At 62.1% G+C, this 12,840-nt stretch carries 15 protein-coding genes; 10 read left to right on the forward strand and 5 right to left on the reverse strand.

What is annotated here, in order from left to right:
- Positions 1-15 precede the first annotated feature (15 nt).
- Complete coding sequence (locus ACG9DO_RS00980) at positions 16-657, reverse strand: c-type cytochrome (protein ID WP_394729778.1); 642 nt, start codon at positions 655-657, stop codon at positions 16-18.
- A gap of 150 nt (positions 658-807) precedes the next feature.
- Between ACG9DO_RS00980 and ACG9DO_RS00985 the strand changes: the two genes are divergently transcribed.
- From ACG9DO_RS00985 to ACG9DO_RS01015, 7 genes are all read left to right on the forward strand, one after another.
- The gene (locus ACG9DO_RS00985) at positions 808-1,701 is read left to right on the forward strand and encodes a prephenate dehydratase (RefSeq protein WP_394729780.1); all 894 of its coding nucleotides are present in this window, start codon (positions 808-810) and stop codon (positions 1,699-1,701) included.
- Between the two features lie 105 nt (positions 1,702-1,806).
- On the forward strand, positions 1,807-2,490 hold the full coding sequence (locus ACG9DO_RS00990; protein ID WP_394729782.1) for a hypothetical protein: 684 nt from the start codon (positions 1,807-1,809) through the stop codon (positions 2,488-2,490).
- Entirely contained in the window at positions 2,487-3,887 is a 1,401-nt protein-coding gene (locus tag ACG9DO_RS00995; RefSeq protein ID WP_394729784.1) for a DUF4350 domain-containing protein, read from the forward strand. Before ACG9DO_RS00990 ends, ACG9DO_RS00995 begins: the two co-directional genes overlap by 4 nt.
- On the forward strand, positions 3,884-4,846 hold the full coding sequence (locus ACG9DO_RS01000) for an AAA family ATPase (RefSeq protein ID WP_394729786.1): 963 nt from the start codon (positions 3,884-3,886) through the stop codon (positions 4,844-4,846). Before ACG9DO_RS00995 ends, ACG9DO_RS01000 begins: the two co-directional genes overlap by 4 nt.
- A gap of 5 nt (positions 4,847-4,851) precedes the next feature.
- A complete protein-coding gene (locus ACG9DO_RS01005; protein WP_394729788.1) occupies positions 4,852-6,183 on the forward strand; it encodes a DUF58 domain-containing protein in 1,332 nt (443 codons plus the stop codon).
- Complete coding sequence (locus ACG9DO_RS01010; RefSeq protein WP_394729790.1) at positions 6,180-7,244, forward strand: stage II sporulation protein M; 1,065 nt, start codon at positions 6,180-6,182, stop codon at positions 7,242-7,244. The genes ACG9DO_RS01005 and ACG9DO_RS01010 overlap by 4 nt, the downstream gene beginning before the upstream one ends.
- Positions 7,241-8,158 carry an RDD family protein gene (locus ACG9DO_RS01015; RefSeq protein WP_394729791.1) on the forward strand — a complete coding sequence of 306 codons (918 nt, stop codon included), beginning with the start codon at positions 7,241-7,243 and terminating at the stop codon, positions 8,156-8,158. The genes ACG9DO_RS01010 and ACG9DO_RS01015 overlap by 4 nt, the downstream gene beginning before the upstream one ends.
- Before the next feature lie 3 nt (positions 8,159-8,161).
- On the opposite strand, the gene ACG9DO_RS01020 is transcribed toward ACG9DO_RS01015, so the two are convergent.
- The 4 genes from ACG9DO_RS01020 to ACG9DO_RS01035 form a co-directional block, all read right to left on the reverse strand.
- Positions 8,162-9,220, reverse strand: coding sequence for an isoaspartyl peptidase/L-asparaginase family protein (locus ACG9DO_RS01020; RefSeq protein WP_394729793.1), 1,059 nt, complete (start codon positions 9,218-9,220; stop codon positions 8,162-8,164).
- Positions 9,221-9,266: 46 nt separating this feature from the next.
- Entirely contained in the window at positions 9,267-10,052 is a 786-nt protein-coding gene (locus ACG9DO_RS01025; protein ID WP_394729795.1) for a putative DNA-binding domain-containing protein, read from the reverse strand.
- Complete coding sequence (locus ACG9DO_RS01030; RefSeq protein ID WP_394729797.1) at positions 10,049-10,897, reverse strand: DUF692 family multinuclear iron-containing protein; 849 nt, start codon at positions 10,895-10,897, stop codon at positions 10,049-10,051. Before ACG9DO_RS01030 ends, ACG9DO_RS01025 begins: the two co-directional genes overlap by 4 nt.
- 87 nt (positions 10,898-10,984) lie before the next feature.
- A complete protein-coding gene (locus ACG9DO_RS01035; protein ID WP_394729799.1) occupies positions 10,985-11,272 on the reverse strand; it encodes a hypothetical protein in 288 nt (95 codons plus the stop codon).
- 261 nt (positions 11,273-11,533) lie between these two features.
- On the opposite strand from ACG9DO_RS01035, the gene ACG9DO_RS01040 reads away from it, so the two are divergent.
- The 3 genes from ACG9DO_RS01040 to ACG9DO_RS01050 are packed head-to-tail and all read left to right on the forward strand — an operon-like array spanning position 11,534 to position 12,839.
- A complete protein-coding gene (locus ACG9DO_RS01040) occupies positions 11,534-11,818 on the forward strand; it encodes a DUF2282 domain-containing protein (RefSeq protein ID WP_394729801.1) in 285 nt (94 codons plus the stop codon).
- A gap of 32 nt (positions 11,819-11,850) precedes the next feature.
- Positions 11,851-12,312, forward strand: coding sequence for a DoxX family protein (locus tag ACG9DO_RS01045; RefSeq protein WP_394729803.1), 462 nt, complete (start codon positions 11,851-11,853; stop codon positions 12,310-12,312).
- Positions 12,309-12,839: a sigma-70 family RNA polymerase sigma factor gene (locus ACG9DO_RS01050; RefSeq protein WP_394729805.1), complete on the forward strand. Its 531-nt coding sequence runs from the start codon at positions 12,309-12,311 to the stop codon at positions 12,837-12,839. The genes ACG9DO_RS01045 and ACG9DO_RS01050 overlap by 4 nt, the downstream gene beginning before the upstream one ends.
- The last annotated feature ends 1 nt before the right edge of the window (position 12,840 follow it).

Here is a 12,840-nt window from a genome sequence, read left to right on the forward strand (position 1 = left end):
TGCCGTGAACGCGGCTTACTCGGCGGCCGCTTCCTCGGTGGCTTCTCCGGCTGCTTCCTCAGCCGGCTCTTCCGACGCATCGCCCGCTTCAACCGCTTCTTCGGCCACAGCTGCAACAAATTCCGGTACCGGCAAGTTGGAGCCGTAGGAGTTGATGTACATCGCAACCGCCGCGCGATCTTCAATCTTGTTGAGACCGGCAAAGCTCATCGAGGTGCCTTCAGCAAAGGCGCTCGGCTTCTTGAGCCATTCGTTCATGGATTCCCAGTCCCACTGGCCGCCCTTGCCAGACAGCGCCGCGCTGTAGGCAAAGCCTGCCGCATGGGCGCCGATGGTGGAGCCCATTGTGCCGTAGAGGTTGGGGCCAATACCGTTGGCACCGCCTTGTTCGATCGTGTGGCAAGCCTGGCACTTGGCAAAGACACGTTCACCGGCCGCGATCAATTCGTCCTGCGACATCATGTTAAGCGCTTCCGACATGGACATTTCCGCAGGGCCGCCTTCATCGGTGACAACGCCTGCGATTGGATAGCCCATGACTTCAGGACGCTCGGCCTTGTCAGCGTGGAAGTACTTGCCGCTGAGGATTGAAAGACCCAGCGCGATAATGCCTGCAAACAGGACCCAGCCAGCAGCAGTATTGAAACGATCATCCATGGTAAAACGTGATTCCCGAGAACGTGTCTTTTGCGATTGGGCGCCGCATTAGTCGCGCGAGCACGAAGGTGCAAGACCATACGGCGCATTGGACAGTGCGCTTAATGCAACTTGCTCTGCCGCGTCGAGGCGGATAGCAGGCTCTCCACAATGATGAGCTTTCCTGCCCCTGCCACCCAGATGGTGGAAACGATGCAAGCTGCGGCTGCCAAGGCTCCGCAGCAAGCGGTCGCCTTTCAAGGCTGCCCGGGAGCCAACTCGCACCGCGCGGCGATGGAAGCCTTGCCGGAGGCGCTACCGCTGCCCTGCTTCAGCTTCGAGGATGCGCTAGACGCGGTGAAGGACGGTCGTGCAGGCTGCGCGATCATTCCGATCGAAAACTCGCAGCACGGGCGCGTTGCCGATATTCACTTCCTGCTGCCGGAAAGCGGCCTTTCCATCGTCGGCGAGCATTTCATGCCGATCCGCCATGCGCTCATGGCGCTCGGTGATGGCCCGTTCAGCGCGGCCTACAGCCATCCGCAGGCGCTTGGCCAGTCTCGCCATTTTCTGCGCGAGCGCGGAATTGTGCCGCTAAGCCACGCAGACACGGCAGGCGCTGCCGCCTATGTAGCGGAGAAAGGTGATCCGACGCTGGCTTCCATCTCGCCGCCGATTGCGGCTGAACTTTACGGCCTCAAGATCATCGAGAACGATGTGCAGGATGCCGCTGACAACATGACGCGCTTTGTCATCCTGGCCCAGCAGCCCAACGTTCCCGCAACACTCGATGGCGAGGATGCGATCACGACTTTCGTGTTCGAAGTGAAGAACATCCCGGCCGCGCTCTACAAGGCGATGGGCGGGTTTGCCACCAACGGCGTCAACATGACCAAGCTGGAAAGCTACCAGATCGGGGCGAGCTTCACTGCGACCACATTCTACGCGGACATTATCGGTGCACCGGGCGACCCGCGTGTCGACCGCGCGCTGGAAGAACTTGCCTTCCACTCCAAGGAACTGCGCGTGCTGGGGAGCTATCGCCAGGCGCGCAAACGGCGTTAAGTCTTAACCAGCTCCTAAAATCTTGACGGTTTTACTGCGATTTAAGCCGTTTTTGCGGTTGGTTTGTGTTGCGCGGCCTTACCGCCCATGCCAACATCGCAAGTAATGTCGAGGGGCTCAGCCACAACGCCAGTTACCAGCGATGCTGATGCAATCGGAGAAAGCGATCTCTCCGGCTGGGAAGATCTGCGCGCCAACGGCGATATCCAGTTCGAGCCGATTGTGTTCCCTCCGCCTGAGCCGCGCGAACTCGGTTGGCTTGAGCGCTTCCTCGAATGGTTGGTCGACAATCTCAACCTCGGCGAATCCTTCGTCGGCATCTGGCCGGTGCTCAAATGGGTACTGATCGCAGCGCTGGTCGCTGCCGGACTGATGCTGCTCTATCGCCTGGTCGGCTTGCCAATGCTGCGCAATCTCGGGAGCGGCGGGGAAGATGGCGAAGAGGCACAGTGGGTCCCGGACAAGCAGGAAAGCCTTGCTCTGCTGGAGGAAGCGGACAGGCTGGCCGCCAGTGGCCAATATGACGAAGCGACCCACCTGCTGCTTAAACGCAGCGTCGGCCAGATCGCAGCCGCGCGGCCCGAATGGGTCGAGCCCTCGTCGACAGCACGCGAACTCGCTGCCCTGCGCGACTTGCCCGAGGCCGCGCGCGAAGCCTTTGGCGTGATCGCCGAGCGGGTTGAGCGCAGCCTGTTTGCCTTGCGCCAGCTGGACAAAGCAGATTGGGAAGCGGCGAGGTCAGCTTATGCACGCTTTGCCATCGCGCCTATTCAGGCGGGCGCCATATGAGCGCGGCAAGCATAGCTCCGTCTGCCGCCAGCCATCGCGCCAGCCCGTTCCGCAAGCGTACGCTTGTGGCGCTGGTGATAGCGAGCTTCCTGGCCTTCATCGCGATGCTCGCGCTGATCGGTGCGGGCCAGACCAGCCGGCAGTCCAACGATGGCGGAAGCCATGCCTCGTCCAATGGCCTCAATGGCTATTCCGGCCTGGTTGAGCTCTTGCGCAATGAAGGACGAGAAGTCGAGATTTCGCGCTCGCCCACCGGGATGGGCACATTTGGCCTGCTGGTCCTCACACCGCCGCACAATGCCACTGCGGAGGACATTCAGGCGATCCTCGAGGAGCGATACAGTACCGGTCCGACGCTGATCATCCTGCCGAAATGGTATGCTCAGCGCCTGCGCGACGACATCACGGATGATATTGAAGTGAGAGATGGCTGGGTGCAGCTTGTGTACGCGTCAAAGCCCGGCTGGATCGAGGAACTGGAGGAGCCTTACTGGCTTTCCGTACAACAGCCCTGGGTGCCTGAACAGGTCGCCGATGCAGCAGAAGATGCGGCCAATACAACGGACGCGCAGGCTCCTGCAGCGGCTGAGGAGGCGGTGATTGACGCGGTAATCCTGGCCGGACAGGATAATGAGCGCGCAGGCCCCGATCCCGTCGGCTGGTCAGGCTTTGGTCAGTCCGGGATGTTGCCGGATGGGCGCTACAACGCGATCAATGAAACCCCCGGGCACATGCCACTCGTCAGAAGCTCGAAAGGCGATGTCCTCGTCAGTTCGGTGCTCGGCGATGAGGAGAGTGATTTCTTTGTTGACGCCTACCCTGTCACGATTGTCGTCGAACCGGACCTGATGAACAATTATGGTCTGGCTGACAGATCGCGTGCAGCCGTGGCGCTCGCCGTGGTCAACGAACTGGGCTATGACGAAGACACCCCGATTGTCTTCGATGTGACGCTCAACGGGCTTGGTGGCTCTGAAAACCTGCTCACCCTCGCCTTTCGCCCGCCTTTTCTCGCTGCCACGCTGTGCCTGATCCTGGCGCTTGTCATCATTGCGTGGCGCGCGTTCATCCGCTTCGGCCCTGCCCTGGCAGAGCGTCAGTCGATCGCTTTCGGCAAGCACCGGTTGGTCTCCAACGGCGCTGGCCTCATCCTGCGCGCGCGCCGTCTGCGTTTGCTCGCCGAGCCCTACATTGCGCTGACCACCCGCAGGCTGGCCAAGCGCCTCGGCATACCGCGCGCCAATATCGAGACCGTCTCTGCAGCGCTGGCAAGGCGCCTGCCGAATGAAGAGCCCCTGCTCAACCGAGCCGATGCCTTGCGCGCAGCGCGCAGGCCAAAAGACATATTGCGAGCCGCTGGCGCGCTGAAGGAACTGGAAAGGAAACTCGAGAGATGACCATGACGCTTGACCAATTGCGCGATCTGGCCGGGAGCATTCGCAGCGAGGTCGGCAAGGCTATCGTCGGGCAGGACGAAATGATCGAGCATCTGCTGATCGCGATGGTCAGCCAGGGGCATGTCCTGCTCGAAGGTCCGCCGGGTACCGCAAAGACTTTCCTTGCGCAGAGTTTCTCGACTGCGTTGGGCCTCGATTTTGGACGTATCCAGTTCACACCGGACTTGCTGCCCGGCGATATTCTCGGTTCCAACCTGTTCAACTTCCAGACCAGCCAGTTCACTCTGACGCGCGGCCCGATCTTCTGCGAGCTTCTGCTGGCGGACGAAATCAACCGGACCCCGCCCAAGACTCAGGCCGCCCTGCTTGAAGCGATGCAGGAACGCCGCGTGACGCTGGATGGGGAAACTCACTCCCTGCCCGACCGCTTCATGGTTGTCGCAACGCAGAACCCGATCGAAAGCCAGGGGGTCTATCCGCTGCCCGAAGCGCAGTTGGACCGGTTCCTGTTCAAGCTGCTCGTGCGCTATCCCGACGAGAGCGAGGAAGCGAAAATCGTCCAGCAATTCGGTCAGCGACAGGGGCCTCCACGACCGGCGGAACTCGGCATTACCGCCGTCGCTGACCCGGCAAGGCTGGCTGAAGCGAGCACCGCCGTCGATCAGGTCACAGTTGCGCAGGAGATCATCGATTATGTGGTCAGACTGGTTCGCGCAACGCGCGAACACGCTGACCTCGCGGTTGGGGCAAGTCCCCGGGCGGCTGTGATGCTCGCCAATGCGGGTCGCGCCCGCGCGGCGCTGCATGGCCGCAATTACATCATTCCCGATGACATCAAGGCGCTCGCCGTGCCAGTCCTGCGCCACCGGCTTACGCTCTCCCCTTCCGCGGAAATCGAAGGGCGCGATGTCGAAACGCTGGTTGCCGAGCTTGTCGAAACGACCGAGGCGCCGCGCTGATCGCAATGCGCTGGTCGCTTCCCCTTGTCCCGACAGCCCGCGCAGCCTGGCTTGCCGCGATCGCGGCTCCGGTCGCGCTGGTGATCGGCGCAGTCAGCCCCGGCGCCTGGCTGGCAGCGCCCATTGCCGCTGTGCTGCTGCTGGCGCTTATCATCCTCGACGCAATGCTGGCCGGCAAGATGGCGGATTGGCAGGTGGTCGCGCCGCAGGATGCAGAAGTGGGCGAGCCGACGGAGCTGCGCGTGGAAGCAAGGTTTGCAAACGCTCCTGCGGGGCGGGTTGAGGCGGCCTTGCAATTCGATCCCCGGCTGTCGGAAGGCGGCCGGGCGGATGTGACGCTCGCACCGAGCCATCATGCGGGAATGCTTGCGGGGAAGACGCTGGTCAGCCCCAATCGGCGCGGCACGGCCTTGATTGAACAGGCCTGGCTGCGATGGACCGGCCCCTTGGGGCTTGGCGCGAGGCAGCAATCGCGCGCGCGCTCTGACGAAGTGCGTATATGGCCAGACCTTTCGCCCGTTCGCGCGCCAGAACTGCAGATGTTCCTGCGCGATGCACAGATCGGCTTGCTCGCGCGGCGTATTCGCGGCGAAGGCACGCAATTCGAAGCCTTGAGCGAATACGAACCAGGCATGGACCGCCGCCGGATCGACTGGAAGGCCTCTGCCCGCCACACCAAGCTTTACGCGCGCGAAAATGAAAGCGAGCGCAACAACCAGATCGTGCTCGCCTTCGATTGCGGGCAGTCGATGTGTGAACTGGTCGACGGCTTGCCGCGCATCGACCGCGCGGTCTCGGCGGGCCTCACCTGCGCCTATGTCGCGCTCAAGGGCAATGACCGGGTGTCTCTGTTCGGCTTTGCCGAGCGGCCTGAAGTGATCACGCCGTTCGTCGGCGACGTACGCGGCTTCAGCCGCTTGCAGGCCGCGGCGGCAGGGCTCGACTACCACAACGTGGAATCAAATTTCACGCTCGCACTGGCGACGCTTTCTTCCAAGCTCCAGCGGCGCAGCCTGATCGTGCTGTTCTCCGATTTCGCGGACCCTACCGCTGCGCAGATGATGGTCGAAAGCATCGGGCGACTGGTCAAGAAGCACCTCGTGCTGTTCGTCACCATTACCGACAGCGAGCTGGAAGAACTGGTCAGCGCACCGCCGAGCGATCTTGCGAGCCTCGCGCGCAATGTTACGGCGGATACGCTCGTGCGCCAGCGCGCCACCGTGCTCGAACAGCTGCGCCAGCTTGGCGTCGATGTAGTCGAGGCGCCGTGGGAAGAGATCGGCTATGCGCTGATCGACCGCTATTTCGATATTCGCAGGCATGAGGCGATCGGATGAAGGCGCCTGTCATCTCCAGCTGGTTCGGGCGCGGCAAGATCGAAGCGCCGCCTGCCGTCGAGAGTGCTGCGCTCAGTTCGGACCGGTTCCGGCTCGAGCGCGAAGCGGAATGGACCGAGCTGGAAGGGATCCTGCGCCGGATGGAAAGCGGCAGCATGAGGCGCGTCACCGATGACGAGCTGCTGCGCTTGCCCGCGCTCTATCGCACCGCGGCCTCCAGCCTGTCCGTTGCTCGTGCAACTTCGCTCGATGCCGCAACGCTGGCTTACCTGGAGTCGCTGGTCCAGCGCGCCTGGTTTCAGGTCTATGGCCCGCGGCAAGGGCTGTGGCGCTGGCTGAGCGGCTTCCTGCGGGGCGGATGGAGCCGAGCCGTGCGCGAGATCTGGCTCGACATCTGCATTGCCCTATTCGTCATGGTGGCAGGCGCAATCGTGGGCTGGCTGCTCGTCGCAAGCGATACGGAGTGGTACTATCGCCTTGTCCCATCACAATTCACAGACAGCCGCGTTCCCGGCGCGAGCCGCGAAGTGCTCGAAGAGACGCTCGCGGTGGAACAAAGCGCTGACGGCCTGTCGGTGTTTGCCGCTGGCCTGTTCAGCAATAACGCAGGGGTTGCTATTCTCGCCTTTGCCCTGGGCTTCGCATTCGGCATCCCTTCGCTGATGCTGCTGGTCCACAACATGGCAGTGCTCGGCGCGATGCTGTGGCTGTTCTCTGGCCAGGGGCTGACGCTCGAGTTTGCCGCATGGCTCTCTGTCCACGGGACGACCGAGTTGTTCGCGATCCTGCTATCGGGCGCGGCGGGCCTGCATATCGGGCGGAGCATGGCCTTTCCAGGCGACCGCACGATCCTTGCAGCAGCCTCGGAAAGCGGCAAGCGCGGCGCGCTGGTGATGGTCGGTGTGGTCATCATGATGGTGGTTGCCGCCTTGCTCGAAGCCTTCCCGCGCCAGCTGGTGGGCGGAGCCGAAAACCGCTTGCTGATCGGCGGTACATTCCTGATGGGCTGGCTCGCCTATTTCTTCGCTTATCGCGGCCAGCCGCAAGAGGATGAGCGATGACGGCGGCAAGCGCCCGGACTGACAAGCGCCGCCGGACGATCGTGACGCCGGAAGGGGTGGCGCTGCCTGTAACCGTTGCCTCACGCGGCGCGCGGGTGGCCGCATTGCTGCTCGATTTCTTCATCCTCTATTTCGGGATGATCGTCTTCATCCTGGTGATGATCTGGCTCGCCTCGGGCCTGATGGAAGAGATTGCCAACACCGCCGAAAATAAGGTTTCGGGGGCAAGCGAATTCCTCGCTATTGTGGTCATCCTGTTCTTCTTCCTTGCGCGTTACGGCTATTTCCTCGCCTTCGAGCTCGGTCCGAGAGGCGCGACAATCGGCAAGCGCGTGTGCGGCATCCGGATTGCCGCGCGCGATGGCGGCAGGCTGACGGCAGAGGCGGTGATCGCGCGCAATTTGCTGCGCGATATCGAGATGTTCCTGCCGATCGCATTCCTGCTGGTCGCCCCCAGCGGCGAGATGGGCAATGCCGGCATCGCCGGGTTGATCTGGTTCGTCCTGTTCATGGCGTTTCCGTTCTTCAACAAGGACGCCCTGCGCGCAGGCGACGTGATAGCCGGTACATGGGTGGTCGAGGCCCCTCGCACGAAGCTTGCAGAGGCGCTCTCCACCCAAGGCGCTGCCGATGGCCGCAGCGAACTTACTGGCACGACTTACGAATTTGGCGAGGCAGAGCTCTCCATCTACGGCGAACACGAATTGCAGACGCTGGAACGGGTCCTGCGCGCAGGTGAGGCGAAGGCCATGGCGGCGGTCCACGAAACGATCTGCAACAAGATCGGCTGGGCACCCGGAGCAGGCGATGAGCGCGCGTTTCTTGAAGCCTACTACGCCCAGCTCAGAGCCAAGCTGGAAAGCGATATGCGGTTCGACAAACGCAAGGCCGACAAGTTTTCCGAAAGCGCTTAGCTCTTAGTGGTCCGGCGTGTCTGCCGTGCCTGCGTTCTCTTCTCCGCCAAAGATCGCGACTTCGCTCAAGCCGGTACTGTCCGCGCGCCCGCGATACATGCCGGTGGTGTTGAACGAGAACAGCGCGTCGCCTTCCGGCGTGACTAGGATCACACCGCCGTCACCGCCGAGTTGTTTGACTTCGGCCATGACAGCATCGGCAACGACTTGAGGACTCTCTCCAAGATCTAGCCGCAGCCGCGTACAAATCTCCTGCGCCACACCCACCCGGATGAAGAACTCGCCCCAGCCGGTCGCTGAGACCGCGCAGCTGCGATTGTCAGCATAGGTCCCGGCCCCAATTATGGGCGAATCTCCGATCCGCCCCCAGCGCTTGCCGGTCATGCCTCCTGTAGAAGTACCAGCGGCGAGATTGCCGTCCATATCAAGCGCCACCGCGCCCACCGTACCGAACTTGTGATCGACATCGAGCGATGAGAGCTCCTTCGCTTTCATCCGCTCCAGCGCCTTCTGGCGGCGCTCAGTGGCGAAGTATTCCGGCGGGGCTGTTTCGATGCCCTTCCCGCTCGCGAACTGCTCCGCGCCTTCCCCTGCCAGCATCACATGCCTGCCATCCTGCCGCACCGCTTCCGCCAGCAGGATTGGGTTCTTAATCCCCGAGACGCCAGCAATCGCGCCCGCGCTGCGGTCGCGCCCGTCCATGATCGAGGCGTCGAGCTCATGCGTGCCGTCCCAGGTGTAGACCGCGCCGCGCCCGGCATTGAATAGCGGGCTATCCTCCATCGGCAGGATTGCCGCCTGCACAGCTTCGACCGCGCTTCCTCCGCTTGCCAGAACAGCCGATCCGGCTTCCAGCGCTTCGGTTAGCACTGCTTCGTATTCGACACGCAGCTCAGGCGTCATCTTGTCCGGATCGAGGGTGCCTGCGCCGCCATGGATGGCGAGCGACCAGCGCGGCGTTTCGTCTTCCATTGCGTTCTCCGCGTGAAGTTGATGGCCCGAGCCGAGTGCCAGGACTGAAAGGAAAAGCGCAGCGATAACCTGCTTTTGTGAGACAATCATGCAAGCGTTGTAACACGGCGCTTGCGCCGCGCCATAGCCGATTGGTTTAGCGCTTGTTGACCGCAACAATCAGCCCATCATTGAGCCAGCGGCCGAGCATTGCGCCTGCCTGCATCGCGGCCCGCTCGATGTCTTCATCGCTCGCCGCGTCTTGCGCAAGGATTGCGCAAGCCTGTTCATAGCTCGCGCCCGCCATCATCGCTCCAAGCGCGGATCCTTCGGCCAGATCGACCAATTGAAACACCGGACGCTCGCCCTCGCGCCAGACAAGGCAGCAGCGCGGCGTCTCAGGTTTGACGTCAATCCGGTCGAAATCGTCCGTTCCAAGCGCATTCCACAGCGCCAGCATATCATGCCGTACTTCAGCTTGAGCGAGGCCGGGCTGGAAATCGAGCTGCAGCGCGCCCCAGTCATCTTCCGCAAAACCTTCTGTCGCACGTGCAAACCCTGCCGCATCGAGCGGGATCACATCGCGCGAGGTGAAGACATCGAACATGGTCCATTCGAGCCAGGCAAGCTCCGCCACTTCCGGATCGCCCGTGAACAGCTCTGCGCAAGTGGTTTCAAACCCGCGCCCAGCTTCGTCAAGCGTCCAGCTTGATGGAGGATGCATGATCACGTGGTGGGCCGCAGCCCGGCGGAAGGCGTCTTCGCCCACCCAGCGCGCGGAGCGCTCGAAAGTGCTGCGCAGCGCCTCCACGAGCGAGGAGCGGTAATTGTTGCGATAGACCGCTATGCCAGAGCTTTGTCCGGCGCCCCATGTGGGAGGAAGCGCCGCGTCTTCATCCAGCACTTGCGCCATGAAGGCAGCTTGCGACGCGGCGAGGCTCATGCGGGGACCCGATGCGCTTGCCGCGCGAGTTCGCGTGCAAGGTGCAGTTCGCTCAGGAGCTCCGGCAAGGGCGGATTCTTGTCATCCCGCTCGATCATGGTCGCGACAACTAGCGGCATCATCGCCATCGCTTTGGCATAGAGCGACCAGACGTCGTCGCAGACCGCGCGGTCATGCGTATCGATGATGAGGTTTCGGCTCTGGTTGGCGGGGTCATGGCCTGCAAGGTGGATTTGCCGCACGCGATCGAGCGGAAGCCCTGCAAGATAATCGTCCGCGCTGAAGGCATGGTTCTGCGCGCTGACATAGACGTTGTTCACGTCGAGCAGCAGGTAGCACCCTGTACGGCGCGCCATTTCGGACAGGAAATCCCATTCCGCCATCTCGTCTTCCGGGAAGGTCAGATAGCTCGATGGGTTCTCGAACAGCAGCGCGCGGCCGAGCAAGGTCTGGGCTTTGTCGATGTTGCTGCAAACGACCTTGAGCGCTTCTTCAGTCAGCGGCAGCGGGAGAAGATCATGGCTGTTGTGTGCGCTGGTGCGTGTCCAGCACAGGTGATCGCTCATCCACAAGGGCTCGATCCGGTCCGCGAGCCCCTTCAGGCGAAGAAGATAATCGGGATCGAGACCATGGGCGGAACCGACAGACATGGAAACGCCGTGGAGTATCACCGGGTGCTTTGCCCGGATTTCTTCGAGCACGCGCAAAGGCTTGCCGCCATCGACCATGTAGTTTTCGGAAACCACTTCAACGAAGTCGACAGGGACATTGCCGTCTAGAAAATCGGGATAATGCGTCCGGCGAAGTCCGAGGCCAAATCCGTCGAGGGGTGTGATTGCGCCCATTAATTCAGGTCCCGAGGGTTGCGGCCCGACACCGCTCGAGGGTCGGGGGTTTGGAGGATGCCGGGCCGCGGGGGAGTGACCTCAGCCTTAGCCGAGATCGCCAATCGTGCCGCCAGCAGCAAGACATTCACCGGCCTTCATCGCTTTGAAGCCGTGCCCCTTGCATTCGTTCTGGCCCTTGCATGCGTTCTCGGTCGTCGCGCAATCGGCCTGGCCCTTGCAGCTGTGCACGCCGTAGCAATGCACGGTGTCTTCGCTGTTTATTGCGCGGCCGCTGGATCCTGCGGGCGGCTCAGCCGCGAAAGCTGCCATGGATGACAGTGCAAAGGCAGCAGCTGTTGCAGCGAAAACGGGTTTGCGGATTGGGGTGCTCATAAGTTCTCTCCATTGGGAAACAGGGGGTGGGTAACTCAGCTTCGCCCCCTCTTTCTGACGCTTCCAGGCGCAGTGGGGACATAGCCGGGTTCGCCTCGTGCAAAGCGAAAGTTACAGCGCGAAAATTCTTTTTTGAGCTGTAACTCACGGCCGGGTGGCGGCGAACCAGCAGGCAGTTCCGGCACACATTCCGGAGCGCAAGAATGACCCGATTACCCTCACTCTTGGCCTAGCCTTGGCCCATTTTTCTGGAGAGAAACCATGAACACCTATTCGATCGCAGCGCTCGCTGGCCTCGCCATGACAGCAGGCGTCGCCACCACTCTGGTCGCAAGCCCCGTTGCCGCGCAATCAGGCGGCATGGAGAAATGCTACGGCGTTGCCAAGGCAGGCAAGAACGATTGCGTGGCAGGCCCCGGCACAAGCTGTGCGGGCACATCGACCCGCGACTATCAGGGCGATGCGTGGAAGCTCGTCAAGAAAGGCACCTGCACCAGCATCGAGACGCCCAAAGGCAAGGGCTCGCTGACCCCGATCAAGCGTTGAGCCCGATCGGCTGACCCGCAGGAGGCATGACGATGAGCAGTGTGATATCCTTGTACAACCGGCTGGCTTCGTTCTTGGCCAGCCGCTGGTTCGAAGGGCTCGCACTGCTCTTCACGCGGATTGCTCTGGCAGGCATTTTCTGGCGTTCTGGCCGGTCCAAGGTGGAGGAAGGAACCTGGTTGCAGGTGTCCGAGGCCACTGGCTTCCTGTTCGAATACGAATATACCGGGGTGCCGCTGCTTTCCCCCCAGGTGGCGGCACCCATGGCGACCTATGCCGAGCATCTCTTCCCCATCCTGCTGGCTCTTGGCCTTGCCACGCGCTTTTCCGCAGCCGCCCTGCTCGGGATGACGCTGGTGATCCAGCTGTTCGTCTATCGCGATGCCTGGTGGAGCGTGCACATCCTGTGGACCGCCATGGCGCTTGTGCTGATATCGCGCAGCGCAGGTGTGTTCTCGCTTGATGCAGCAATCGCAGCTAGAACCCGGGCATGATAGCCGACGAAGCCACTCTTGCCCGGCTGATGGCGGCCGCACAGAAAGGCGACAAGTCCGCCTACAACGTGCTGCTGTCAGAGGCCGGGTTGTGGCTGGAGCGCTATTTCCGCAGGCGCGTGCCGCCGCATCAGCTCGATGATCTGGTGCAGGACGTGCTGCTCGCGGTGCACAACAAGCGCGCGGCCTGGGACAGGACCCGCCCGTTCCTGCCCTGGCTCGCAGCGATTGCGCGCTATCGCTGGGTCGATCACCTGCGCAAGGTCTACAAGCATGAAAGCGATCTGCTGGGCGACAATGACGCAATCGAAGACAGCGAGGAAGAAGCCATCGCCGCCCGAGTCAGCCTCGAACGCCTGTTCGTCAACCTGTCTGACAAACAGGCCGAAGTGATCGAGCTGGTGAAGATCGAAGGCCTGACGATCGCTGAAGCAGCTGGCAAGACCGGCCAGAGCGAGAGCCTGGTCAAAGTGAATATTCATCGCGGATTGAAGAGACTGTCCGCGCTCGTTGAGAAAGCAGAATAAC

Source organism: Altererythrobacter sp. GH1-8 (assembly GCF_043702085.1).
In the GTDB taxonomy this organism is placed as follows: domain Bacteria; phylum Pseudomonadota; class Alphaproteobacteria; order Sphingomonadales; family Sphingomonadaceae; genus Erythrobacter.